Below are 25,817 nucleotides of genomic sequence, written 5' to 3'. Positions count from 1 at the left end.
AGTATAATCAAATTTGCGACTTTATTTACTTGTATTATTTTTAATCAATTAGAGGTGAAAAATGGATATTAGAATTGAGAATCTGACAAAGACTTATGGCAGCCTTAATGCGGTTGATCATATGAATCTTAACATCAACGACGGAGAGCTTGTTGGTCTTCTTGGTCCTTCGGGATGCGGTAAGTCTACTACGCTTTTTATGTTGTCAGGTCTTACAACCCCTACAAGCGGAAAGATATTCTTTGGAGACAAGGACGTGACTAATATTGCTCCAGAGGATAGAGAGATTGGTCTTGTTTTCCAGAACTATGCTCTTTACCCACATATGACAGTTATGGATAACATTACTTTCCCACTTATCAACCGTGGAATGAAGAAGGATAAGGCTAGAGAAGAGGCCCTTGAAATTGCCAAGGTTGTTAAGATTGACCAGTATATGAACAGAAAACCTAGTGAGCTTTCAGGTGGACAGCAGCAGAGAGTTGCTATTGCCAGAGCTCTTGTTAAGAAACCTCAGGTTCTTCTTCTTGATGAGCCTTTATCAAACCTTGATGCTAAGCTTCGTGTTGCTACAAGAGAAGAAATCAGACGTATTCAGCAGGAAGTTAAGATCACAACTATCTTCGTAACACATGACCAGGAAGAAGCTATGTCTATTTCTGATCGTATTGCAGTTATGAAGGAAGGCGTTCTTCAGCAGTACGAGGTACCTCAGACAATGTACCTTAATCCAGCTAATGAATTTGTAGCTAACTTCCTTGGAACTCCAGAAATCAATAATATAGAAGTTGATGTTAAGGGTGGCGTTATTTCTTGTGGTGATGTTGCTCTTAGAACAGGTGCTCAGCTTGCAGATGGCCATTATCATGCAGGTATCAGACCAGAGTCATTTACTCTTGATGACAATGGAATCTCTTTTGCAGTTGATAACCTTCGAATGACAGGCCGTGATCTTCTTCTGTTTTCAAAGCTTGGCGAGAGCAATGTTCGCGTTCTTGTACATTCTTACATGCAGGTTTCAGAAGGCGATGTTGTGAAGGCTGCTGTACGTGAAGGCCATATCCTTGTATTTGACAAGGATGAGAAGCTCATTGGAAGATTCTAATTAGGGTACAAGGGAGAACATTATGGATAAGAAGAGTTTTAAGGGATATTTATATCTCCTTCCATCTATTATTATTATGGCGGCTTTCACCATTTATCCGCTTATAAGAGCCATTATCATGAGCTTTTTGGGAAATTACAGTATTATTAATCACTCCTACAGCTCAATAGGCTTTGAGAATTACAAGGCTCTCTTTGCAGATCCTGACTTTGCGCTTTCATTGCGTAATACAAGTATTTACGTTATATGTGTTGTACCTGCTTCAATCTTTTTGTCACTTGTTATAGCAGTGCTTATCAACAACACAACGAAGACTAAGGCTTTTTTCCAGACAGTTTATTTCCTTCCTTATGTTACCAGTGTAATTGCTATCGGTATCGTTTGGAGATGGATGTTCAACAGTAATTATGGACTTATCAATTATTTCCTTGGAATATTTGGAATAGACCCTATTCCATGGCTTAATCGTCCTGAATATGCTATGCCTGCTCTTATCATATTTGCTATTTGGAAGAGTATGGCTTTCAACATTCTTATTTTCCTTGCAGGGCTTCAGACTATTCCTGAGGACCTTTACAGGGCGGCTAGAATTGATTCAACACCCAAGATCAGAGTATTTACCAAGATCACAGTTCCTCAGCTTGCTCCTATGATTGTTTATTCAAGCGTTATCGGAATGATCGGTGCGTTTAAGGTTTACAACGAGGTATTCTCACTGTTCCAGGGCAAGGCAGGCCCAGCCAACAAGGCTATGACTATTGTGTACTTCATTTATGACAAGTTCTACAATAGCTACAAGTATGGAATAGCTGCAGCCGGTTCTGTAGTACTGTTTTTGATCATTCTTGTAATGACTCAGATTCAGCTTCGAGTAACTGGTGAAAAGAAGAAAAAATAAGAGGAAATTAAGATGACACAGAAAAGAAAAATAGGAAATGTCATAGCTTCAATACTTAAATATGCGGTTCTGATCTTCGGAGCAATCTTTACAATCCTTCCATTTGTTTGGATGATTTTATCTTCACTTAAGACTCCATCAGAGCTTAATCAGATGCCTCCAGTATTTTTCCCAGCTGAGCCACAGTGGGTCAATTATCAGGAAGCCTGGAAGGCAGCTCCTTTTGCGAGATATTTTGTTAATACACTTATTGTTACAGCCTGCACTACATGTGGAGTTCTTGTAACTACAGTTCTTTCAGCATTTGCTTTTTCAAGATTGAATTTCCCAGGCAAGAAGACAGTGTTCTCTCTTTTCCTTGCAACACTGATGATTCCTGGAGAAATGCTTATCATCACAAACTATGAGACAATCATTAACCTTAAATGGATTGATTCCTACAAGGCAATGATCATTCCTTGGATTTCAAGTGCTTTTTACATTTATCTGCTGACACGTTTCTTTATGCAGGTTCCAGAGTCACTGTATCTGGCAGCCAAGGTAGATAAGTGTTCAGACTTCAAATATATGATGAAGATCATGGTTCCAATGAACAAGCAGGCTATTTTCTCTATTGCAATCCTTAATATCATCAGTTCCTGGAATGCATTCCTGTGGCCACTTCTTGTAACAAACTCACAGGAGATGAGAGTATTGTCAAATGGTCTTGTAAGATTCCAGACTGAGGCTGGTTCATCAACAGAGCTTATAATGGCAGCTTCATGTATGCTGGTTATGCCTATCATCATCATATATCTGTTCCTTAGAAAATACATCATTGAAGGTGTAACAAGGAGTGGACTTAAGGGATAACACTATGTTATACTGAAAGGCTGCATTAGGCAGCTCATCATTTTATGATCATAATGGCATCAGCCTTTTATGATAGAAACGCTTTTTTTCAAAGAAAGAGAGGATTATGAAATGAAGTTAAAGAAAATTGGTGCTAGCATCCTTGCAATGGCTATGGCAACATCCATGCTTGCAGGCTGCGGCGAAGCTCAGACAGAGGCTCCTGCAGAGGCTCAGTCAACAGAAGCTACTGAAACACCAGCAGCTGAGACATCTGCTGCAACAGAGGAAGCTTCTGCTACTACAGAAGCTAAGAACATCGAGGCTACAGAAATCACATTCTGGCACGCTATGAATGGAAACCTTGAGACAGTTCTTACAGAGATCACAGATGAGTTCAATAACTCAAACGAGTACGGCATCAAGGTTACTCTTGTTAACCAGGGTGGATACTCAGACCTTCAGACAAAGCTTCAGGCAAGTGCTGCAGCTGACGCTCTTCCAGACGTTGCTCAGGCTTACAACAACTGGCTCACACCTTACCTTGATAAGGTTGTTCACCTTGATGATTTCGTAGCTAACGACTTTGACAACTGGGATGACGTTGTAGAAGCATACAGAGATGAGTGCTCTGAGTTTGGTTTCGTACACGCTGTTCCTTACAACAAGTCAACATATGTTCTTTTCTACAACAAGACAATGTTCGATGAACTCGGAATCGAAGTTCCTAAGACATGGGCTGATGTAGAGACAGCAGCTAAGACTGTTTACGATGCAAAGGGCATTTCTTTCATCGGATTCGATGATCTTGCAGGTGTTGTTGAAGCTTCTCTTCACCAGAACGGTGTTGATTATGTAGATGCTACAGGTGCTCTTTTCAACAATGATAAGGGTCTTGAGACATTCACATACCTTTCAAACCTTTACAACAACGAGTACGCTCGTCTTGTTGGTGAGGATGGATACTTCTCAAACGTACTTAGCAATCAGCAGATCGCTTCTTACGTTGGTTCTTCAGCAGGCGTTTCTTATATCAAGGCTGAGGGATGGGAACTTGGCGTAGCTCCACTTCCAGGTAACGTTAATAAGGCAGCTAACATGGCTGGTACAAACATCGTTATGTTCGCACAGGATTCTAACAAGCAGCTTGCAGCTTGGGAGTACCTCAAGTACATCACAAGCACAGAGGCTATGACAAAGTGGGCAGTAGGAACTGGCTACCTTCCAATCAGACAGTCTTCTTATGAGACAGATGAGTACAAGGCATACATGGCTGAGAATGTTTGCGCAGCAGCATGCTATGAGCAGGCTAAGGACTTCTTCTTCTCACCTACATTCGATGCTTCTAACGATATCAGAAACACAGTTCCTGGTGTTGTAGAGCAGCTTGTATTTGACAAGGCTGATGCTCAGACTTGGCTTGATACTCTTACAGAGCAGATCAACGCTCAGTATTAATTTTATCAAGTAATTTTTTGGCGGGTAGAGAATTACCTTCTCTACTCGCTATTTTTTCTTTTGTACGATATTTTGATATAATGATACAGGTGTCATATGCATATATTGACAACTGATGAGTTTTGGATAGATAGAATTTTGCGAGGCGTTTATGACAAAACTTAAATTCTATAGTGGTCTTAAAGAGATTGGCGGAACAGTAGTTGCAGTTGAGACTGACAAGGCTATTTGTTTATTTGATTTTGGCTTTTCTTATGCAGACAGAATTGATAATAAGGTTCGAATGAGAAAAGGAAGCGAAGCTTATGACTACATAAGACTTGGGGTACTTAACGCAATTGATGGTATATATGACAAGGAACTAGCTGATAGGCTTGGAGTTAAGGCCTATGGAGAAACAGACAAGGAAATTTTTCTTATAATATCTCATATGCATATTGACCATATGGGAGGATTAGGTGCGCTTGATCAAAGAGTACCTGTCTATATGAGCCGTGATTCAAAGATTTTGTATCATGAACTCGGTGTGATGAATGAACTTGAAATTAGAGAACATGAGAATGTTCTTCCAATAGATTATGATGATTCAATAACTGTACAAGATATAAAGGTTACCTGCATTCAAGTTGACCATGATGTTATTGGCGCTTGTGGTTTCCTTATTGAAACGGAAGATGGCAAGATCTGCTATACAGGTGACTACAGACTTCATGGATATCATCCTGAGATCAGTCTAGACTTTGCAAATAAGTGTAAGGGCGCTGATCTTATGATCAGTGAGGGTGTTACAATAAGCCATAGTGATGTCGATATACTTGCACTTGAGGGGCCTGTAAGAGAGAATACAGAGCTTACACTTCTTGATAAGATGAAGTCCTATGCAGAAAATGAGCAGGGGCTTATTGTGATCAACAATTATAACCGTAATGTGGAGCGTGTTCATAATTTTGTAAGAGTTATAAAAGAGGCGGGAAGAGAACTGGTTCTTGATCCTGTTCAGGCTGAATATCTGGCTGCTTTCTATAAAGAAGATAAGTTTAGCGTTTATCTTCCCGAGGGTGGAAGTGTTAATGCTCCCCTTGTGACGGACTATCCGATTGTTACAAGAAAGGATATTCTGGCTAATCCTAAGAAATATGTCCTTCAGCAGGATTATAAAGACAGCTATGAACTGTTTGATATTGCCAGTGTTATTTCTATATATCTTCATATGGATGGAGCCCCACTTGGAGACTATGATCCATCCTATGAAAAGTTTTATACTATGCTTGGCGTTTTAGGACTCAATGCAGAAAGATGCGGACTTGGAGGTCATGCGGAGCCTTTTTATCTTAGAAACACAGTGGATATTATTGAACCTAAGATTCTTGTTCCGCTTCATAGTTTCAGGCCAGAGCAACTTAAATCAGAACATGCAGGAAAGATAATTCTTCCTGAGGTTTTTGATGAGATAACTCTTTAATATATGTAATAATCTTGTTAACCCTATTGACAATTCTTCTCAATAGGGTTATTTTTTATTATAGAAGTTAGCTATTGCTAACAAAATGCATTATAATAAATAGTTATAAAAAATATTTAGATTGTGCAAAACACTTTATTGACAACACTTTAAGGTTAGAGTACACTAACATTCGGTTAGCTAAAGATAACTACATTTAGCACGAAACGCAAGGTTCCCTGCGTGTAAAGGAGATGATAATATGACACTGAATGAAGCTCAGTTTGGCAATGAATATACTGTAGTGGATGTTGATACTCAGGGTGATAGCGATATGGAGAGTTTTCTCTTTTCACTTGGATGCTACAGTGGAGAGAAGATTACTGTAGTTGACAAGAAACGTAATCTCGTAGTAGCAATTAAGGATGCAAGATACAATATAGATCCAGAGCTTGCTGCTGCAATCAAGATTTGACAGACAGGAATTGTAATGAATGTACATTGATTTAGTCCGGATTTATTGTCCGGACTAAATTTAAGATACCATGTTAGCAATGGCTAATATAATATCAAAATAAAAGTATTTAGGAGGAAGTATTATGAGAATCGCAATGGCTGGTAATCCCAATAGTGGAAAGACTACCATGTACAATGCATTGACTGGCCGAAATGAAAAAATAGGTAACTGGGCAGGAGTAACAGTAGACAAGAAGGAAAGCCATATCAAGAAGAACTACTATGATGGTGATAAGGAACTTATCGCAGTAGATCTTCCTGGTGCTTATTCAATGTCTCCTTTTACATCTGAGGAGAGTATCACAAGCGGTTATGTTAAGAATGAGCATCCAGATGCTATTATCAATATTGTTGATGCTACAAATCTTAGCAGAAGCTTATTCTTTACAACACAGCTTTTGGAACTTGGGGTACCTGTAGTTGTAGCACTTAACAAGACAGATGCCAATGATAAAAAGGGAAACAGCATAGATGAGAAGAAGCTTTCTGAAAAGCTTGGCTGCCCTGTAATCAAGACAGTAGCTACTTCAGAAAAAGGACTTAAGGAAGTTGTTGAGGCTGCAGCCAGCCTTGAAGGAAAGGGCCAGAAAGAGGCTTACGTTCAGGGTGATGTAGATGTTCACAGTAAGGCTGCTGTAGAAGAAGCTGATAGAAAGCGATTTGAGTTTGTTAATAAGATTGTTTCTGAGGTTGAGAATCGTAAGGTACTGACCAAGGACAAAAACTTTGGAGACACAATTGACAATATCATCACTCATCCTGTTCTTGGTATTGCGATCTTTGCTCTTGTAATGTGGGCAGTATTTTATATTTCACAGACAACACTTGGAACCTGGCTCGCAGATATTCTTGTAGGATGGATTGAAACCTTCCAGGGCTTTGTTGGTGATAAGATGGCAGATGCTAATCCTTTATTATATGCCCTTCTTGTTGATGGTATTATCGGCGGTGTAGGTGCTGTTGTAGGCTTCCTTCCACTTGTTATGGTAATGTATTTCCTTATAGCTCTTTTAGAGGATTGCGGATATATGTCAAGAGCTACAGTTGTTCTTGATCCAATCTTTAAGAGAGTTGGCCTTTCTGGAAAGTCTGTAATCCCTATGATCATCGGAACTGGTTGCGGAATCCCTGCTATCATGGCTTGCAGAACTATCAGAAATGAGAGAGAAAGAAGAGCAACAGCAATGCTTGCAACTTTCATGCCATGTGGAGCTAAGCTTCCTGTTATAGCTCTTTTTGCTGGAGCATTCTTCCCAGAATCAAAGTGGGTTGGAGTAACATGTTACTTTGTAGGTATTGGTCTTATCCTTTTGGGAGCACTTCTTATCAAGGCTGTAACTGGTATGAAGTATAGAAAGTCATTCTTTATCATTGAGCTTCCTGAATACAAGGTTCCAAGTCTTGTATTTGCTGCCAAGTCAATGCTTGAGAGAGGTAAGGCTTACATCATCAAGGCAGGTACTATCATTCTTGTATGTAACACAGTTGTTCAGATCATGCAGACATTTAACTGGCATTTCGAAGTTGTAGAAGAGGGAATGGAGCATACATCAATTCTTGCAAGCGTAGCAGGACCATTTGCTTACCTCCTTGTTCCTGTAGTTGGTATTGTTAGCTGGCAGCTTGCAGCAGCAGCTATCACTGGTTTTATTGCAAAAGAGAACGTTGTTGGAACAATTGCTACAGTATTTGCTATTACTAACTTCATTGATACAGAAGAACTTGAACTTATCGGTGAAGGAAACGCAGTTGCAGCAGCTATGGGACTTACAAAGGCCGCAGCTCTCGCATATCTTATGTTTAACCTCTATACACCTCCATGCTTTGCAGCACTTGGTGCTATGAACTCTGAGATGAAGTCACAGAAGTGGCTCTGGGGCGCAATCGGCCTTCAGCTTGCTACAGGCTTTACAGTAGGATTTATTGTATATCAGTTTGGTACACTCTTTACAACAGGAGCTTTTGGAACAGGATTTGTAGCTGGTCTTATTGCAATTGCTGTATTTGCTGGTATCATTGGATTTATAATCTATAGAAATAACAAGGCTATGGCTTTGGAATACAAGCTTGATTAAGCCTTGATAATAAAGTTTTTATTTTGAAAGGAGGCTGCTATGACAAATGTAATAGCTTCACTGGTAATTCTGCTCATAGTTGGCTGGGCTGTAAGATATATATATAAGGCCAAAAAGAGTGGTGTAAAGTGCATTGGCTGTCCTAATGGAGGCAATTGCCACGGAGGATGCCAGAGCTGTAATAGTCAAAAATAATTGACAACTATCATTATGACGATAGTTTGAGCCTGATTTCATATAAAGACTGAAAATTTATATTTTATGAATGAACAAATACGAGGCAAATGTTCGCGAGAAACGGACATTTGTCTTTTTTATACAAAGAAATTGTGTAGTTACAAAAAGATTTGTGTAATATTTTGTTTGATTAGGGGGTTTTCACTATCTTGAGTTTGGATTATAATTCTTTATGACTTTAATACAAAAAAGTATAAAAGAATGTATATATATGCAAGTATTATTTGTATTATGCATTTGATATGCATATAATTTTCTTAAAGTATTCTTTACTTATAGGCAAATATTCATTTTGCTTTCAAAAGGTTTTTGTGATAATACCAAATGGATTTCTAATAATATATAGACTAAGGCGTCTGACAATCTTAGATGCTTAGACGATAGGAGAATTGGAAATGGCTCAGCTGTGGGGTGGTAGATTTACCGGTAGTATAAATGAACTTGCTTGGAATTTTAATGCGTCCATATCCTTTGATAAGAGGTTTCTGGAGGTCGATGTGGCAGGCAGCAAGGCTCACGCTACAATGCTTGCTGCAAAGGGCATAATCACTGAGCAGGAGAAGAATCAGATACTTGATGGCCTTGATTCAATCCTGAGGGACGTTCAGGCTGGGAATCTTGAGATAACAACCAAGTATGAGGATATTCATAGCTTTTTAGAAGCTAATCTCATAGAGAGAGTAGGAGATGCTGGTAAAAAGGTTCACACTGGCCGCAGCAGAAATGATCAGGTGGCTCTAGATATGAGGTTATATGCAAGGTCAGAAGTCTTGCATATGTCTGAACTTCTTTTAAATATGTTAAAATGCCTTAGCGGTATTATGAAGGATAATCTTACTACTTATATGCCAGGCTTTACCCACCTTCAGAAGGCTCAGCCAGTTACCCTTGCTCACCATTTAGGTGCGTATTTTGAAATGTTTAAAAGAGATGCTCTTCGCATGAAGGACATTTATGAGAGGATGAATTATTGTCCGCTTGGAGCGGGAGCTCTTGCCGGAACGACCTATCCTCTTGACAGAGAATACACTTCAGAGCTTCTTGGATTCTATGGACCTACATTAAATAGCATGGATTCTGTATCTGACAGGGACTATCTGATAGAGTTTATGTCAGCTTTGTCTACTATAATGATGCACCTGTCCAGATTTTCTGAAGAGGTTATAATCTGGAATTCCAATGAATATAGATTTGTGACTATAGATGATGCCTATTCTACTGGCAGTAGTATCATGCCTCAGAAAAAGAATCCTGACATTGCAGAGCTTGTAAGAGGCAAGACAGGAAGAGTATATGGTGATCTGATGTCTCTTTTGACAACAATGAAGGGAATACCGCTTGCTTACAACAAGGATATGCAGGAGGATAAGGAAGCTTTCTTTGATGCTATAGACAACACATCGAATTGTCTCGCACTTTTTACCGATATGTTGGCAACAATTAAGTTCAACAAAGATGCTATGATGGAAAGTGCCAAGATGGGATTTACTAATGCTACAGATGCAGCAGATTATCTTGTTAATAAGGGAATGCCCTTTAGAGATGCCCATTCAGTGATTGGAAGGCTTGTTCTTGGTTGCATCGACAAAAGTTGTGCTATAGATGATCTTAGCCTTGAAGAGCTAAAGAGCTATTCGGAGCTTTTTGAGGAGGATATATACGAGGCTATCAGTCTTGAGACCTGTGTCAATAAGCGAATCACGATTGGCGGCCCTAGTCCTATTGTGATGAAAAAAGTAATTGCTTCATATGATAAATTTATAGAAGAATATAGCGTAGGTAATGATAAGGAGGAGTAACATTATGAGCGAGAAACTTAAGGTAGCAGTTCTTGGAGGAACTGGAATGGTTGGTCAGAGATTTATCTCTATTTTAAATAACCACCCATGGTTTGAGGTAGCAACAGTTGCTGCCAGCCCTAGAAGTGCAGGACAGACTTATGAAGAGGCTGTAGCTGGAAGATGGAAGATGGACGAGGCTATTCCTGATTCTGTTAAGAACCTTGTTATCAAGGACGTAACTGATGTTAAGGCTGTATCTGAGGATGTTGATTTTGTGCTTTCAGCAGTGAACATGTCCAAGGATGAGATCAAGCACATCGAGGAAGAGTATGCTAAAACTGAGACTCCTGTAGTTTCAAATAACTCTGCCCATAGATGGACACCAGATGTTCCTATGATCATTCCTGAGATCAACCCTCAGCATATGGATGTTATCGAGTTCCAGAAAAAGAGACTTGGAACAACAAAGGGCTTTATTGCAGTTAAGCCAAATTGCTCAATCCAGAGCTATACTCCAGCTCTTACAGCATGGAAGGAATATGAGCCATACGAAGTAGTAGCTACAACTTATCAGGCAATTTCAGGCGCTGGTAAGAACTTTGATGAGTGGCCAGAGATGGTAGGCAATGTAATTCCTTTTATTTCAGGCGAGGAAGAGAAGTCAGAAAAAGAACCACTTAGAATCTGGGGTAAGATTGAAAACGGCGTTATTGTGCCAGCTGATGATGTAAAGATCACATGTCAGTGTATTAGAATCCCAGTACTCTATGGCCATACAGCAGCGGCTTTTGTTAAGTTTAAAAAGAATCCTACAAAGGAAGAACTTATTGAAAAGCTTGAGAACTTCTCAGGACTTCCACAGGAGCTTAAGCTTCCAAGTGCTCCAAAGAAATTCATCCAGTACATGCAGGAAGATAACAGACCTCAGATAACTCTTGATGTTAACTATGAAAATGGAATGGGAGTTAGCATAGGCAGACTTCGTGAGGATACAATCTATGACTGGAAGTTTGTAGGTCTTTCACACAATACTCTTCGTGGCGCTGCTGGTGGTGCTGTAGAATGTGCTGAGCTCTTAAAGGCAAGTGGCTATATCAACAAAAAATAATTGTGGCTAATTTAACAGTACTTGGGTTATACTATTAAATAGAGCACTATATTTTTGTATGATATGGAAGAGAGAGTATGGAAGAGAGCAGAAAGAGTGACCTGAACTTTTTGAACAGATACTACGATAGTGGGCTTTCCAATATTCTTGTGGTCTATGGCCACAAGAATATAGATCTTTCTGAACTTGGATTTAAGTTTGTCGAGAACAGAAAGTTTGTGTTCTATTGTGCCAGATCAGCATCTGAAAAAGAGCAGCTATATCTTTGGTCAAAAGAACTGCATGACAGGGGCTTTGATGTTAATATCAATTCAACTTACACTGAGATTTTTGAGGCTTGTCTAAAGTATGCTGAAGGTAGTCCTCTTATATTGATGGTAAGCAATTTCGAGAATATTGTGAAATTATCAGAGAAGTTTATGCAGGAACTTGCAGCGTTCGTTGAAACCAAGGGCAAGGAGAGACAGATTCTGGCTGTTCTTGTGAGCCACGATATCAACTGGGTTGAGAACAGTATGGTTGCAAACCTTGGTAAGCTTGCAGGTTCGATTGCAGACTTTAGGAAGATCAAGCCGGTTCCTTTTTCTGAAATGAGAACTCATTTTCCTAACATGTCTTACAAGGATGTGGTTATGTGTTATTCTATCCTTGGCGGACAGACGAGACTTTGGAAATACTTTAATGATAAATATGATTTCAGAGAGAATGTTTGCAGAAATATCATAGGAGATGCGGCTGTTCTTCGTGGTGAGGCTATAAGACTGACGGAGCAGAACCTTAGAGAAACTGCTGTTTATCATACTCTTTTAGCAGAGATGTCAAGAGGAGTTAATAAGCTTAATGACCTGTATCATGATACAGGTTTTTCAAGAGCCAAGATTTCTGTATATCTGAAAACTCTTATCCATCATGACTTCGTTTACAAGGCATATTCCTTTGGAAATGCTGGAAGAGAGAATGTCATGAAAGGCGTTTATAAGATAGCAAATCCTATGGTGAACTTTTTCTTTAGATTTATCTATCCATACGAAAGTGATATTGTTTTGATGCCCCCGGAGAAATTTTATGATATATTTATATCTGCGGGAATGCAATCCTATGCCAGCGAGTACTTTAAAATCGTCTGTAGGGAATATATCTTCAAATTAGAAGAGCGGGGTCAATTCCCTTTCCAGATTGGTGAAGAAGGCGAGTGGATAGGTAAGGAAGGCAATATCGATATTGTCACACAAAGTGAGACTGGGGAAACTGCTCTTGGAATGTGCTTCTGGGACAGAGCGGTAACCCATGCGGATTTTGTTAAATTGCATTCTGACGCTAGAAAAGCAAGACTTGAGGGAGATGTTATCTATCTCTTTTCAACTGAAGGCTTTGATGCGTGGCTTACAGATGCAGCCAGAAAATCGCCAGATAGCCTTAAGTTGATTGGAATAGATGAATTAATGAATGGCTAATAAATCAGTATATATCGCGGAGAAGCCTAGTGTTGCACAGGCTTTTGCCAGCGCTCTAAAAATTAATTTTTCCAGGAGAGATGGTTACCTGGAGTCCGACGAGGCAATTGTAACGTGGTGCGTAGGACATCTGGTAACCATGAGCTACCCGGAAGTCTATGATGAGAAATACAAAAGATGGGCACTAGATACCCTTCCATTTATTCCTACAGACTTCAAATATGAAGTTATCGGGAATGTCTCTAAACAATTCAAAATAGTAAAAGGGCTACTTAATAGAGAAGATGTTGAAACGATCTATATATGCACCGACTCGGGACGAGAGGGCGAATATATATATCGTCTTGTTGACATGCAGGCAGGTGTAAAAGGGAAAAAGAGAAAGCGTGTCTGGATCGACTCCCAGACTGAAGAGGAAATCCTCCGCGGAATTCGAGAGGCCAAGGATGACTCTGAATACGATAATCTTGGCGCTGCTGCTTTTTTAAGGGCTAAAGAGGACTACCTCATGGGAATAAACTTCTCAAGGGCACTGACTCTTAAATATGCTTATTCTATTAAGAACTATCTAAACACAGATAAATGTGTTATTTCTGTAGGACGAGTTATGACCTGTGTCCTTGGAATTGTAGTTGACAGGGAAAGAGAAATTAGAGAGTTTGTAAAAACTCCATTTTACAGGGTAATAGGCGGCATAGACATCAATGGTAAAAAATGTGATGCAGAATGGAGAGTGACGCAGGATTCAGTATTTGACGGTTCTCCTGAGCTATACAGCGAGAAAGGCTTTAAAACAGAAGATAGCGCCAAAAAACTTATCGCATCTCTTATTGGCACAAACGGAGCAGATATTTCTTTTAAGGGAGATGACAAGGTCCTATCTCTGCAAAATCCTATAGATGTAACTATAGAAAAGTGTGAAAAAAAGAAGGAAGTTAAGAATGCACCGCTTCTTTATAACCTGGCGGAGCTTCAAAATGACTGCTCCAGATTTTTTAAGATAAACCCGGATGAAACACTGGCTGTGGCGCAGGAGCTTTACGAGAAAAAGCTGACTACCTACCCCAGAACTGACGCCAGAGTTATGTCCAGCGCCATCGCCAAGGTTATTGACAAGAATATTTCAGGACTTACAGCTTATGAGCCTTGCAGCATTTTTGCCAAGTCAATCCTTCAGCATAAGGCTTATGAAGGAATTGAGAAGACAAGATATGTCAACGACAAGGCAATAACTGATCACTATGCTATCATACCAACAGGGCAGGGATTATCTGCACTTTCAAGTCTTAGTCCCACATCTGCTAAGGTTTATGAAATCATTGTCAGAAGATTTCTTGCTGTATTTTATCCGTCTGCTACTTACCAGAAGGTGGCACTGGAGGTTTCAGCTGTCAATATGGCAAGTGAAGAAAAAAGAGAGCACTTTTTTGCTAATTTCAAGATTCTTACAGGCAAGGGATATCTTCATGTAATGGATTATTCTTTCTTTAAAAAGAAAGAGGACAAAGCTAAAAAGACCGAGGATGAGGACGAGAATAGTGCGTCACAGGATAATGAAGAGGAAACAGTAACTGACGAAGAGTTGTTTGAATACCTTCAGAAGCTTAAAAAGAAGGATGTATTAAAGCTTTCTGAGTTTGCAATTAAGGAAGGAGAGACATCGCCTCCAAAGAGATATAATTCAGGAACTATGATCCTGACTATGGAGAATGCGGGCCAGTTTATAGAGGATGAGGAACTCAGAGCACAGATAAAGGGCTCTGGAATAGGTACGAGTGCCACTAGAGCAGGAATCCTTACTAAACTTGTAAATATCAAGTATCTGAATCTTAACAAAAAGACTCAGATCATTACTCCAACTCAGCTTGGAGAGATGGTTTATGAGACTGTTGCCTGTTCTATGAAACCTATGCTTAATCCAGCTCTTACTGCAAGTTGGGAGAAAGGCCTTACCGGGGTTGCTCAGGGAGAAATCTCTGAGGCTGAGTACATGGGTAAGCTTGATGATTTTGTTAGCAAGAGAACAAACCTTGTTAAGAGCAATGATTACAGGGGGCTTTTGAGGTCAAGATTTGATTATGTGTCTGCTAATTACAAGGCTGCACCGGCTAAAAAGACTTCATCCAGAGCAAAGAGCAGTGCGACCAAGACTTCAGAAGTTGCAAAAGAAAAATAAAGTAATATAATACAAAAGTCGAATTGAATGTAGATTAGATTTCTGCATTGAATATAGGCTAGAAACTTATTAAAGAGGATAGTGATTCATCTACATGAATTGTGAGGAATTGGATATGGAAGAATTTAGAATTTCAAATATGTATGACCTTAATGAGACTATTGCAGCTGACTATATGAAGACCAAGGAGTATCCGTGGGAACTTCTTGCAGGTATCAAGGACTATATCATAGAACTTGGCAATAAACTTCCTGCAGATAAATATGAGAAGAGAGGCGAAAATGTCTGGGTTGCCAAGAGTGCCAAGGTGTTTGACTCTGCTTATATCGGAGGACCTTGCATTATCGACGAGGATGCTGAAATCAGACAGTGTGCATTTATCAGAGGAAGCGCAATTGTTGGTAAAGGGGCAGTAGTTGGTAATTCAACTGAGCTTAAGAATGTTATTCTCTTTAACAAGGTTCAGGTGCCTCACTATAATTATGTTGGCGATTCTATCCTGGGATTTAAGGCCCATATGGGAGCTGGCTCAATCACATCAAATGTTAAGAGTGATAAAAAGCTTATCGTAGTTAAAAATGGCGCTGATGACCAGGTCGAGACGGGTCTTAAGAAGATGGGAGCTATGCTGGGGGACAACGTAGAAGTTGGCTGCAACAGCGTATTGAATCCTGGAACTGTTATAGGAAGATGGTGCAATATCTATCCTCTTTCTTCAGTTCGCGGATGCATTCCGGAATACCATATCTTCAAGGACAAGGATCATATTGTCAAGAAGACTGAAGATTAACTAAATATTTAGGCTTATCAGGTAATATAGCCGAATAGTACTTATGACAGGTGAGATTATTTCTTGCCTGTCTTTTTAATTGAATAGGAAATTGCTTCCCTATTCAATTAAAAACGCTCCGCTGTGGATTCGCACCTCGCGGAGATGAAGTTTATTGCTTCGCAATACCGCTCGGGCGCGAAAGAGTCGCTAGCGACTCTTTATTCTTGCGCAAGACATGCAAGGGAATGGCTGTTTTAAAACAAATCCCCTCACACTTTAACACTGTAAATAATTGAGAGTTTAAAGTCAAAAAGAAAAAATGTTGACATGCGAGTTTCTGGTGGTATAATTTGATTTAAATTAGTTTAAATTCAGCAACTAATATTCAAAATAATAGTTTAAAACCCAATAATATCTCAACACATAATGCAGCACTTTAAAGTGCAAAAGTCAATAGATAAATAAAGGGTTTGAAACTGCTCAGAGGAGAGCAAAATGCAGAAAAAAGTCTTTCAATTGTTGGTTGATAATACCTCTGGTGTATTATCTAGAATTTCTGGTCTTTTTTCCAGAAGAGGATATAACATCGAGAGTATTACAGCGGGAGTAACGGCGGATCCCAGGTTTACGAGAATTACTATTGTGGCTTCCGGAGATGATGTGATCCTGGATCAGATTGAGAAACAGGTGGCCAAGCTTGTAGATGTCAGAGATATTCATGAACTTGAGCCTGATGAGTCTGTATACAGGGAACTTGCACTTGTCAAGGTAAGAGCTGAAGCTGACGACAGGCAGAGTATACTGGCAACAGCAAATATCTTTAGAGGCAATATTGTAGATGTCAGCCCGGATTCACTTATCATCGAGATTACAGGTAGCCAGTCCAAGGTAGACGCATTTTTAAGATTGCTTGAGGGCAGAGAAATCTTAGAACTTGCAAGAACTGGTATTGCTGGTCTTGGAAGAGGTACAGATCATATTATTTATCTTGATGAATGATATGGCTGATAGCTATTTATTTGGAGATGTAAGAGCTTATACAGCTCTTTTACATTAATGAGGAGAAAACTTAGATTAGAATTAATGGAGGGAAATCAAATGTCACAGGATGCACGTATTTTTTATCAGGAAGATTGTAACTTATCTCTTTTAGAGGGCAAGACTATTGCCATTATCGGTTATGGTTCACAGGGCCATGCACATGCTCTTAACCTCAAGGATTCAGGATGCAATGTTATCATTGGACTTTACGAAGGATCAAAGAGCAAGGCCAAGGCTGAAGCTCAGGGACTTAAGGTCTACAACACAGCTGAGGCTGCCAAGATGGCAGATATCATCATGATCCTTATTAACGATGAGAAGCAGGCCAAGATGTACAAAGAGGACATCGAGCCTAACCTTCAGCCAGGCAACATGCTTATGTTCGCACATGGCTTTAATGTACACTTTGGACTTATCAAGGCTCCTAAGGATGTAGACGTTGCAATGATCGCTCCTAAGGCACCTGGACATACAGTTCGTTCTGAGTATCAGGCGGGTAAGGGAACACCTTGTCTTGTAGCAGTAGAGCAGGATGCTACTGGTAAGGCTCTTGATCTTGCGCTTGCATATGGCGCTGGTATTGGTGGTGCAAGAGCAGGTCTTCTTGAGACAACCTTCAGGACAGAGACAGAAACAGACCTTTTTGGAGAGCAGGCTGTTCTGTGCGGCGGTGTTTGCGCACTTATGCAGGCTGGTTTTGACACACTTGTAGAGGCTGGATATGATCCAAGAAACGCATATTTTGAGTGTGTACATGAGATGAAACTTATTGTTGACCTTATCTATCAGTCAGGCTTTGCCGGAATGAGATATTCTATCTCTAACACAGCTGAATATGGCGACTATGTAACAGGTCCTAAGCTCATCACAGATGAGACTAAGAAGACAATGAAGAAGATTCTTGCTGATATCCAGGATGGAACATTTGCCAAGGAATTCCTTCTTGATATGTCAGAGGCTGGCGGTCAGGTTCACTTCCAGGCTATGAGAAAGCTTCACGCTGAGCATCCATCAGAAAAGATTGGTGAAGAAATCAGAAAACTATACAGCTGGAACAACGAATCAGACAAGCTTATCAATAACTGATTTTTTGATTATTACGGGCTGATTTTTCGGAGCAAAGAGTCATTTTGTGACTCTTTGCTCTTTTTATGATAGAATGAGTGATGGGAAAATAATAATCTAAGGGAAAGAACAATGTCCGAGACTAGTATAAGTAGAAAAAATAAAGAAAACAAAGTGTACGCACCAGTAATAATGTTTGCTAGTGCTTTTTTAATGTATGTATTGGCGGCGCTGCCTATCTTTATAGGAAGGGGACTGCCTTTCTTTTATTATGGTGATTACAATGTCCAGCAGATTCCGTTTTATCTGGCTGCTCATAGGGCAGTAGAGAATGGAGAATTTTTCTGGAATTGGAATATTGATCTTGGAGGCAGCATGGCTGGTGACTTCTCCTTCTACCTTTGGGGAAGTCCTTTCTTTTGGGTAACAATGCTGTTTCCAGAAAACTATATACCTTACCTTATGCCTTTTCTTATGGCTCTTAAGTATGCTACAGCTGCTTGCTGTGCTTATCTTTACATAAGGCGCTATGTCCATAAATACAGCTATGCGATGATTGGAGGATACTTATTTGCGTTCTCTGGTTTTAATGCCTGTAATATAGTATTTAACCATTTTACAGATTCAGTGGCCTTTTTCCCGCTTTTTCTTTTGACTTTTGAAAAACTCATGGCTCAGGATGATGAGAATGCAGCTGATTGCGACAAGGATCCCTTTAGCTTTATTTACTTTGCCTGCATGACGGCTTTTATGTCTGTTGTAAATTACTACTTCTTTTTTGGACAGGTTGTATTTCTGATTATCTACTACATTGTAAGGTATGGCAGAAATAACGGTGTTAAAGCTAATCTCAGGATGTTTAACAAGGCTCTTTTTGGCGGAATTACAGGAGTTTTGCTGGCAGGATTTTTCCTGATGCAGGCTTATGCAGGAATTAAGGGGAATACAAGACTTGATAATTATATAAACGGCTATAATATGCTCATATATCCTAGTGAGAAACTCCTCTGGGATATTGTTAAGAGTGTTTCTATGCTGCCTGACATTATTGGCAAAGGAACTTTGTTTTATACAGGAACTGTCAAGAATGCATCTCTTGCAGCTTATATTCCTATGTTTGGTATATCTGGAGTAGTAGCTTACTTCCTTCTTAACAAGAAAAAGAAAAACTGGGAAAAGACAATGCTGATAATTTGCGGTGTGATTGCCTTTTTACCAGTATTTAATGCTGCTTTTTCCATGTTTAATTCATCCTACTATGCAAGATGGTATTACATGCCAATTCTTTTGATGTGCCTTATGACAGCCCAGGTTACAGAAAGAGGCAAGTCTCCTCAGCTTAAAAAGGGTGCTATAGTAGCCGTTATCATGTTTTTATTTTTCCTATTGGTATACCTTCTTCCATCCAAGAATGATGACGGGGAAATGGTGTTCTTTAATATGACAGAGAATAATACTATTTTTCTGAGAGATGTGCTTGGTACAGCTATTTTGTGTCTGATGCTTCTTGCGGTAGTATTTGCCCTTCCAAGAAATTTCAAGGGAAAGCTTGCTGGAAAGAACGAGAATGGCCACTACAAGACAGGCCTTAGAGATGGGATCATTTTATTTGCTGTTATCATAAGCTGTATCATTTCTACATTTGTTCCTCTAAAAAATGGCAGTGGTATTATAAGCAACAGAGGAAAAGAAAAATGGCAGGAGCAGATGCTGTTTAACAAAGTCAATGTTGACCAGAGTAAGTTCTGCCGAGGTGAAGTTGACAGTACCTCTACTAATTACGATATGGCCTGGGGAATCCCCTCAATTCATTGTTTCCTTAGTACAGTGCCTTCTGAGATATTTGATTTCCTCTATGGAAGCTGCGGTATCACAAGAACTGTTGAGACCAATCTTCCTGTGGACAGATGCGGAGCAAGGGCTATTCTTTCTGGCAGATATTATTTTGAAAATGCAGATATCAGCAAGAACAGAGTATTTCATGAAGGTGAGGGCACGGATGGCTACTTCTTTTTAAAGAATGAGAATGGCTTTGATGTATTTGATAATTTGAATTTTATTCCTATGGGCTTTACTTTTGATTACTACATTACCCAATCTGAATGGGAAGATCTTGAGGCCAAGGAACACGACTACGACCTTGCAAGAGTGCTTATCATTTCAGATGAGGATGCACTAAAGCTTGGAGATTCCATTGCAATGAAAGAAATGACTGCTGAGGATATCCTTAACAATGAGATGTCTTATCTTGAGTTTTCTGATGAATGTAAAAAGAGGGCAGCAACTTCTTGCTCGGAATTTACGACAGATACAAGAGGCTTTACTGCGACAACAGCAATGCTTAAGGACAGCACTCTGGTCTTTTTCTCTGTTCCATTTACAGAGGGCTTTAGCTGCATGGTTGACGGGCAGGAGACAGAGATGATAAAGGCTGATTATGGTCTTATGGCGGTGCCTGTATCTGGCGGAGTCCATGAAATCAGAGTGACTTATGAACCTGAAGGCTTTACACAAGGACTTGTCATGAGCATAGCTGGAATCTTTATTCTAGGAATATGCTTTGTATATACATTAAAAAAGGTCAATAAAAACGATTAAATTTGTTATGTTTTTTTAGTCAGATTACTATGTTATATTTGCATAAAATAATTTGATTTATATTAAGGAGACATAAAGACTATGAGCAAGATGACCATGAGCCAAAAGATTTTGGCAGCACACGCACACCTGGATGAGGTTTTTGCAGGACAGCTTATTGAGGCTGATCTGGACCTGGTACTCGGCAATGATATTACTAGCCCGGTGGCGATTGCAGAGCTAAACAAATTCAGCAAAAAAGGAGTTTTTGACAAGGATAAGATAGCTCTGGTTCCTGATCATTTTGTTCCTAACAAGGATATTAAGTCAGCTGAGAACTGCAAATGTGTAAGAGAGTTTGCCATAAAGAATAAGATCACTAACTATTTTGAAGTCGGAAAAATGGGTATCGAACATGCTCTTTTACCTGAGCAGGGGCTCACAGTAGCTGGAGACCTTATTATTGGAGCTGATTCTCATACCTGTACCTATGGAGCTCTTGGGGCTTTCTCAACAGGAATCGGTTCTACTGATATGGCAGCTGGAATGGCTACTGGAAAAGCCTGGTTTAAGGTGCCTTCTGCTATCAAGTTCAACATAGTTGGCAAGCCTTCAAAGTGGGTCAGCGGAAAAGATGTCATCCTCCATATCATAGGTATGATCGGTGTTGATGGAGCTCTTTATAAGTCAATGGAATTTGTGGGAGAGGGCATCAGGAATCTTTCTATGGACGACAGGTTTACTATTGCTAATATGGCAATAGAGGCTGGTGGCAAGAATGGAATCTTCCCTGTGGATGATATAGCGCTTGCTTATATGAAGGAGCATGCACCAGGCAAAAAAATTACTGTATATGAGGCTGATGAAGATGCTGAATATGATGAGGAATATACAATTGATCTTAGCACTCTAAAGCCCACTGTGGCATTTCCGCATCTCCCAGAGAATACTCATACCTTTGATGATATAGAGAACATTAAGATTGACCAGGTTGTGATTGGATCATGTACCAATGGTAGAATAGATGATCTGAGAATTGCAGCAGAAGTGCTTACAGACCATCACGTGGCAGAGGGAGTTAGATGTATTGTTATCCCTGCTACACAGAAGATATATCTTGAAGCTATGGAGGAAGGACTTATAAAGACCTTTATCGAGGCTGGCGCAATTGTTTCTACTCCTACCTGCGGCCCTTGCCTTGGCGGATATATGGGAGTTCTTGCTTCCAAGGAAAGGTGTGTTTCTACCACAAACAGAAACTTTGTTGGAAGAATGGGAGCTATAGATTCAGAGATTTATCTGGCATCCCCTGCAGTTGCGGCTGCAAGTGCGGTTACAGGTAAGTTATCACAGCCAAGTGAGCTGGGACTTTGATGGAGGAGAAAGAGTATGAAGGCAGCTAAGGGAACAGTTTTTAAATATGGTGATAATGTAGATACAGATGTAATAATTCCGGCAAGATACTTAAATAGTACAGATGCTTCTGATCTTGCTAAGCACTGCATGGAGGATATTGATAAGGACTTTGCCAGCAAGGTAAAGGCTGGAGATATCATTGTTGCAGATAAGAACTTTGGGTGTGGATCTTCCAGAGAGCATGCGCCTATAGCCATAAAGGCCAGTGGCGTAAGCTGTGTTATTGCAAAGAGCTTTGCCAGAATTTTTTACAGAAACAGCATAAATATCGGTCTTCCGATCATCGAATGTGAAGAGGCTGCAGATGCAATAGGAGCTGGAGATACTGTTAGCATTAACTTTGATACAGGCATGATCACTGATGAAACAACGGGTCAGAGCTTTAAAGGACAGGCTTTTCCTCCATTTATGCAGAAGATTATTGATTCTGAGGGGTTAATCAATTATATTAATTCTAAGGATTAATTTTGGGAGGATAGTTTTTAATGAATAGGTTGTTCTGCGTCATTCCATGCTATAACGAGGAGGCAGTGCTTCCAGAGACGTCAAGGCGCCTTCAGAATAAGATGGAGAGTCTTATAAAGAGCGGGAAGATCTCTGAAGATAGCAGAGTAATATTTGTGAATGATGGTTCAAAGGATAATACCTGGAATATGATAAGTGAGCTTCATGACAAGAACCCACTGTTTCAGGGAATTAATTTATCCAAAAATATGGGACATCAGAATGCTCTATTGGCAGGACTTATGACAGCCAAGGATCTGTGCGATGCAGCTATTTCAATGGATGCAGATCTTCAGGATGATATTGATGCTATTGATGAAATGGTAGAGAAGTTCCTTGCTGGAGCTGATGTTGTTTATGGTGTACGTTCTAAGAGAACTACAGATACCTTCTTTAAGCGGTTTACTGCAGAGAGCTACTACAAGCTTGTTAATGCCCTTGGGGCCAAGACAGTTTATAATCATGCAGATTACAGACTCATGAGCAGACGTGCACTTTTGGGACTTTCTGAATTTGGAGAGGTCAATCTTTTTCTTAGAGGAATAGTTCCTATGGTAGGCTACAATGTAGACTATGTTTACTATGAGAGAGCTGAGAGATTTGCAGGAGAGAGCAAGTACCCTCTCAAGAAGATGCTGAGTTTTGCTATTGAAGGTATCACAAGCCTTAGCACCAAGCCAATCAAGATAATCACTGGACTTGGAATGTTTATCTTTTTTGTGAGCATTGTGGTACTTATATATAGTCTTATCAGACATTTTACAGGTAATACAATCCCTGGATGGACTACTACAGTTCTTTCTGTTTGGGCTATTGGTGGACTTATCATGATATCTCTTGGAGTTATTGGTGAGTATATTGGTAAGATTTATCTTGAAACCAAGAACAGGCCAAGGTTTATAATTGAATCATATATAGCTGATGAAAATGATGAGGCTGTATTTAAAAAAAATGAGCACAGATAATAGCTGTGCTCTTTACACGTTACAATAAAGTTAGGAGATTATTTAAAATGGCAAAGAAACCAGAAGATTTTAAAAAGCAGATGGAGGAAAATTTCAAGGTTGCTCCTTCAGAATTTTCACATGTAAAAAAGGTGATTGGTATAGTAAGCGGAAAGGGCGGCGTTGGAAAGAGTCTTGTTACTGGCCTTTCTGCTGCTATCATGAATAAAAAGGGCTACAAGACAGCTATTATGGATGCTGACATTACAGGTCCTTCAATTCCTAAGATGTTTGGTATTGGAAAAGCTAACTTCGCTGATGAGAATCAGCTCCTTATTCCAGCAACTTCCGAGGGCGGCATAAAGATCATGTCCCTTAATATGCTAATGGACAATGAGACAGATCCAGTAGTTTGGAGAGGTCCTGTTATAGCAGGGATTGTTAAACAGTTCTGGGCAGAAGTAAATTGGGGCGATGTGGACTTCATGTTTGTAGATATGCCTCCAGGAACAGGAGATGTTCCTCTTACAGTTTTCCAGTCACTTCCTGTTGATGGAATTATTGTGGTATCAACGCCTCAGGAGCTGGTTGAGATGATCGTGGAAAAGGCTATTAATATGGCCAATCTCATGAACATTCCAGTTCTTGGTATCGTAGAGAACATGAGCTATATGAAGTGCCCTCACTGTGGAGAGCCTATTAACATCTTTGGAGAGAGCAAGATAGAGAGTTATGCAGCCTCCAAGGGGCTTGATATCCTGGGCAGAATTCCACTTGATCCGGCTGTAGCAGGCCTTTGCGATGCTGGTAAGGCAGAGGATATCGAAAATGACTTTATGGACAGCCTTGTTTACATTCTTGAGGGAATGATAGATTGATCTTTACTGACAATAAGTAATTGGATGGTGAGCATATGAAGATTAAACCTGAAAAAAACCAGATAACCTGGGGGATAACTATATTTGTAGTTGCTGTGGCACTGCTGTGCGTTTATTATCTGATGTTTCACTGGTCCAGCGCTCTGGCTTCAATCAATACAATAATCAATGCTATTTCAGGAATCATAATTGGAATAGGCCTTGCTTATGTCCTTATACCTGTTCTTGATGCAGTGGAGAGAAGGATTCTTAAGCCTATATATGTAAAAAGAGGATACGATGTATCTTTTTCCAAGGATGCCAACTGGAAAAAGAGAAAGCAGATGAGAGCAATCGCTGTTCTTATCACTATGTGCATCTTTCTTTTGATGGTATATAGCCTTTTTAGTACAATCCTTCCTCAGCTGGTAAACAGTATCAGGGAGATATCTGATAAGCTGCCGCAATATGTCAGAAATCTTGATGTTACAGCTAACGCCTGGCTTGAGAACAATCCGGATCTGCAGGAACTTTCTAATGTGTTTATTAAGGGGTATTATGCGACCTTAAGTGATTACGTTTTTCAACAGCTTCTGCCTTCTCTTCCTGATGAGAATACTCTGCCAAGACTAGTATCTAGAAGTTTCATGACTGTAGTGAATGTATTCTTTGATGTTTTGGTAGGTGTTATTGTTGCTATCTATATCCTTAATTCTAAGGAGAGGTTTACAACAAGAGGCAAGAAAATGGCATATTCTCTCTTTAGAGAAGACTTTGCCAACGAACTGATTGGTGGCTTTAGATTTGTAAATAAGACCTTCAAAGGCTTTATTGGTGGCAAAATCCTTGATTCCATTATAATTGGAATCCTGTGCTATATAGGCTGTATGATACTTAAAATCAATTACCCTTTGCTTATTTCTGTAATTGTTGGTGTTACCAATATTATTCCATATTTTGGACCTTACATTGGTGGAATCGCAGGAGCTCTTTTGCTGGTGATGATCGACCCTATGAATGCACTTGAGTTTCTTATTTTTGTTATAGTCCTTCAGCAGTTTGATGGGAATATCCTGGGGCCAAAGATTCTTGGAGGGTCAACTGGGCTTTCCAGCTTCTGGGTTATTTTTGCAATTACCTTCTTTGGAAGCATTTGGGGAATAGTTGGACTTTTACTGGGAGTGCCGGTTTTTGCAGTTATCTATGCCTTTTTCTCAAGACTTACAAATCACTTCCTTGCAAAAAAGAGCCTCAGTACCTTTACAGGGGATTATTACGATCTTGCTTATATTGAAGGCGGTGAATATAAAAAGCTCAGTGATCCATCAAATACTAAGTATAATTCTGCTAGAAGAGAGTCCTCCTTTAGAAATTTGTTTAAGAGAAGAGTGAGTACTACTGAGCAGTTTTCCGCTGATAAAAAGGATGGTTCAGAAGCAGAGCAGAATAAGCCTGATGAAAAGAAAGACCTGGAAGTTTAAATGGTTTTGTACTTGACGGATTTTGATTATGAATTATAATGTTACTAATTAGTGCTTTGAAGTGTTAAAGTGCATTTGAT

The 25,817-nt window shown here is 39.7% G+C and carries 21 protein-coding genes; all 21 read left to right on the top strand.

Features of this window, described 5'->3' with window-relative positions; genetic code table 11:
- The first annotated feature begins 61 nt into the window (after window positions 1–61).
- The gene (locus tag BLO53_RS00640) at window positions 62–1,105 is read left to right on the top strand and encodes an ABC transporter ATP-binding protein (protein WP_092058258.1); all 1,044 of its coding nucleotides are present in this window, start codon (window positions 62–64) and stop codon (window positions 1,103–1,105) included.
- Window positions 1,106–1,127: 22 nt separating this feature from the next.
- Complete coding sequence (locus BLO53_RS00635; RefSeq protein WP_092058256.1) at window positions 1,128–2,003, top strand: carbohydrate ABC transporter permease; 876 nt, start codon at window positions 1,128–1,130, stop codon at window positions 2,001–2,003.
- Between the two features lie 12 nt (window positions 2,004–2,015).
- Entirely contained in the window at window positions 2,016–2,855 is an 840-nt protein-coding gene (locus BLO53_RS00630; RefSeq protein WP_035789095.1) for a carbohydrate ABC transporter permease, read from the top strand.
- Between the two features lie 111 nt (window positions 2,856–2,966).
- Window positions 2,967–4,292 (top strand): ABC transporter substrate-binding protein, encoded by a 1,326-nt coding sequence (locus BLO53_RS00625; protein WP_176757092.1) that lies wholly within the window; start codon window positions 2,967–2,969, stop codon window positions 4,290–4,292.
- Between the two features lie 151 nt (window positions 4,293–4,443).
- Complete coding sequence (locus BLO53_RS00620; protein ID WP_092058252.1) at window positions 4,444–5,754, top strand: MBL fold metallo-hydrolase; 1,311 nt, start codon at window positions 4,444–4,446, stop codon at window positions 5,752–5,754.
- 241 nt (window positions 5,755–5,995) lie between these two features.
- Complete coding sequence (locus BLO53_RS00615; protein WP_092058250.1) at window positions 5,996–6,208, top strand: FeoA family protein; 213 nt, start codon at window positions 5,996–5,998, stop codon at window positions 6,206–6,208.
- 124 nt (window positions 6,209–6,332) lie between these two features.
- Complete coding sequence (gene feoB, locus BLO53_RS00610) at window positions 6,333–8,324, top strand: ferrous iron transporter B (protein WP_092058248.1); 1,992 nt, start codon at window positions 6,333–6,335, stop codon at window positions 8,322–8,324.
- A 39-nt stretch (window positions 8,325–8,363) separates the two neighbouring features.
- A complete protein-coding gene (locus BLO53_RS18905) occupies window positions 8,364–8,519 on the top strand; it encodes a FeoB-associated Cys-rich membrane protein (RefSeq protein WP_143003187.1) in 156 nt (51 codons plus the stop codon).
- A 437-nt stretch (window positions 8,520–8,956) separates the two neighbouring features.
- Window positions 8,957–10,360 (top strand): argininosuccinate lyase, encoded by a 1,404-nt coding sequence (gene argH, locus BLO53_RS00605; RefSeq protein ID WP_092058246.1) that lies wholly within the window; start codon window positions 8,957–8,959, stop codon window positions 10,358–10,360.
- A gap of 4 nt (window positions 10,361–10,364) precedes the next feature.
- Entirely contained in the window at window positions 10,365–11,450 is a 1,086-nt protein-coding gene (asd, locus tag BLO53_RS00600) for an aspartate-semialdehyde dehydrogenase (protein WP_026487969.1), read from the top strand.
- 77 nt (window positions 11,451–11,527) lie between these two features.
- Window positions 11,528–12,904, top strand: coding sequence for an ATP-binding protein (locus tag BLO53_RS00595; RefSeq protein WP_092058244.1), 1,377 nt, complete (start codon window positions 11,528–11,530; stop codon window positions 12,902–12,904).
- Entirely contained in the window at window positions 12,897–15,080 is a 2,184-nt protein-coding gene (locus tag BLO53_RS00590; RefSeq protein WP_092058241.1) for a DNA topoisomerase, read from the top strand. The genes BLO53_RS00595 and BLO53_RS00590 overlap by 8 nt, the downstream gene beginning before the upstream one ends.
- Window positions 15,081–15,195: 115 nt before the next feature.
- Window positions 15,196–15,870 (top strand): UDP-N-acetylglucosamine pyrophosphorylase, encoded by a 675-nt coding sequence (locus BLO53_RS00585; RefSeq protein WP_092058239.1) that lies wholly within the window; start codon window positions 15,196–15,198, stop codon window positions 15,868–15,870.
- A 477-nt stretch (window positions 15,871–16,347) separates the two neighbouring features.
- A complete protein-coding gene (gene ilvN, locus BLO53_RS00580) occupies window positions 16,348–16,851 on the top strand; it encodes an acetolactate synthase small subunit (RefSeq protein ID WP_026487965.1) in 504 nt (167 codons plus the stop codon).
- An 84-nt stretch (window positions 16,852–16,935) separates the two neighbouring features.
- The gene (gene ilvC, locus BLO53_RS00575; protein ID WP_255363856.1) at window positions 16,936–17,979 is read left to right on the top strand and encodes a ketol-acid reductoisomerase; all 1,044 of its coding nucleotides are present in this window, start codon (window positions 16,936–16,938) and stop codon (window positions 17,977–17,979) included.
- A gap of 111 nt (window positions 17,980–18,090) precedes the next feature.
- Entirely contained in the window at window positions 18,091–20,556 is a 2,466-nt protein-coding gene (locus tag BLO53_RS00570; RefSeq protein WP_092058237.1) for a YfhO family protein, read from the top strand.
- 81 nt (window positions 20,557–20,637) lie between these two features.
- Window positions 20,638–21,909, top strand: a complete 1,272-nt coding sequence (gene leuC, locus BLO53_RS00565) for a 3-isopropylmalate dehydratase large subunit (protein WP_176757091.1) — start codon at window positions 20,638–20,640, stop codon at window positions 21,907–21,909.
- A 15-nt stretch (window positions 21,910–21,924) separates the two neighbouring features.
- Window positions 21,925–22,416: a 3-isopropylmalate dehydratase small subunit gene (gene leuD / locus BLO53_RS00560; RefSeq protein WP_026487962.1), complete on the top strand. Its 492-nt coding sequence runs from the start codon at window positions 21,925–21,927 to the stop codon at window positions 22,414–22,416.
- Between the two features lie 20 nt (window positions 22,417–22,436).
- Window positions 22,437–23,420, top strand: coding sequence for a glycosyltransferase family 2 protein (locus BLO53_RS00555; RefSeq protein WP_092058234.1), 984 nt, complete (start codon window positions 22,437–22,439; stop codon window positions 23,418–23,420).
- Between the two features lie 47 nt (window positions 23,421–23,467).
- Entirely contained in the window at window positions 23,468–24,277 is an 810-nt protein-coding gene (locus BLO53_RS00550) for an Mrp/NBP35 family ATP-binding protein (RefSeq protein ID WP_026487960.1), read from the top strand.
- A 35-nt stretch (window positions 24,278–24,312) separates the two neighbouring features.
- The gene (locus tag BLO53_RS00545; protein WP_092058233.1) at window positions 24,313–25,737 is read left to right on the top strand and encodes an AI-2E family transporter; all 1,425 of its coding nucleotides are present in this window, start codon (window positions 24,313–24,315) and stop codon (window positions 25,735–25,737) included.
- The last annotated feature ends 80 nt before the right edge of the window (window positions 25,738–25,817 follow it).

This window comes from Butyrivibrio sp. INlla14, assembly GCF_900102515.1.
In the GTDB taxonomy this organism is placed as follows: Bacteria; Bacillota; Clostridia; order Lachnospirales; family Lachnospiraceae; genus Butyrivibrio.
The sequence above is the reverse complement of the archived record's forward strand: the minus strand, read 5'-3'. Positions and strand labels throughout refer to the sequence as shown.

Excerpts from the sequence above, each read along its gene's own strand:
- BLO53_RS00640 (WP_092058258.1), top strand. The coding sequence starts at position 62 with ATGGATATTAGAATTGAGAATCTGACAAAGACTTATGGCAGCCTTAAT.
- BLO53_RS00635 (WP_092058256.1), top strand. The coding sequence starts at position 1,128 with ATGGATAAGAAGAGTTTTAAGGGATATTTATATCTCCTTCCATCTATT.
- BLO53_RS00630 (WP_035789095.1), top strand. The coding sequence starts at position 2,016 with ATGACACAGAAAAGAAAAATAGGAAATGTCATAGCTTCAATACTTAAA.
- BLO53_RS00625 (WP_176757092.1), top strand. The coding sequence starts at position 2,967 with ATGAAGTTAAAGAAAATTGGTGCTAGCATCCTTGCAATGGCTATGGCA.
- BLO53_RS00620 (WP_092058252.1), top strand. The coding sequence starts at position 4,444 with ATGACAAAACTTAAATTCTATAGTGGTCTTAAAGAGATTGGCGGAACA.
- BLO53_RS00615 (WP_092058250.1), top strand. The coding sequence starts at position 5,996 with ATGACACTGAATGAAGCTCAGTTTGGCAATGAATATACTGTAGTGGAT.
- feoB (WP_092058248.1), top strand. The coding sequence starts at position 6,333 with ATGAGAATCGCAATGGCTGGTAATCCCAATAGTGGAAAGACTACCATG.
- BLO53_RS18905 (WP_143003187.1), top strand. The coding sequence starts at position 8,364 with ATGACAAATGTAATAGCTTCACTGGTAATTCTGCTCATAGTTGGCTGG.
- argH (WP_092058246.1), top strand. The coding sequence starts at position 8,957 with ATGGCTCAGCTGTGGGGTGGTAGATTTACCGGTAGTATAAATGAACTT.
- asd (WP_026487969.1), top strand. The coding sequence starts at position 10,365 with ATGAGCGAGAAACTTAAGGTAGCAGTTCTTGGAGGAACTGGAATGGTT.
- BLO53_RS00595 (WP_092058244.1), top strand. The coding sequence starts at position 11,528 with ATGGAAGAGAGCAGAAAGAGTGACCTGAACTTTTTGAACAGATACTAC.
- BLO53_RS00590 (WP_092058241.1), top strand. The coding sequence starts at position 12,897 with ATGGCTAATAAATCAGTATATATCGCGGAGAAGCCTAGTGTTGCACAG.
- BLO53_RS00585 (WP_092058239.1), top strand. The coding sequence starts at position 15,196 with ATGGAAGAATTTAGAATTTCAAATATGTATGACCTTAATGAGACTATT.
- ilvN (WP_026487965.1), top strand. The coding sequence starts at position 16,348 with ATGCAGAAAAAAGTCTTTCAATTGTTGGTTGATAATACCTCTGGTGTA.
- ilvC (WP_255363856.1), top strand. The coding sequence starts at position 16,936 with ATGGAGGGAAATCAAATGTCACAGGATGCACGTATTTTTTATCAGGAA.
- BLO53_RS00570 (WP_092058237.1), top strand. The coding sequence starts at position 18,091 with ATGTCCGAGACTAGTATAAGTAGAAAAAATAAAGAAAACAAAGTGTAC.
- leuC (WP_176757091.1), top strand. The coding sequence starts at position 20,638 with ATGAGCAAGATGACCATGAGCCAAAAGATTTTGGCAGCACACGCACAC.
- leuD (WP_026487962.1), top strand. The coding sequence starts at position 21,925 with ATGAAGGCAGCTAAGGGAACAGTTTTTAAATATGGTGATAATGTAGAT.
- BLO53_RS00555 (WP_092058234.1), top strand. The coding sequence starts at position 22,437 with ATGAATAGGTTGTTCTGCGTCATTCCATGCTATAACGAGGAGGCAGTG.
- BLO53_RS00550 (WP_026487960.1), top strand. The coding sequence starts at position 23,468 with ATGGCAAAGAAACCAGAAGATTTTAAAAAGCAGATGGAGGAAAATTTC.
- BLO53_RS00545 (WP_092058233.1), top strand. The coding sequence starts at position 24,313 with ATGAAGATTAAACCTGAAAAAAACCAGATAACCTGGGGGATAACTATA.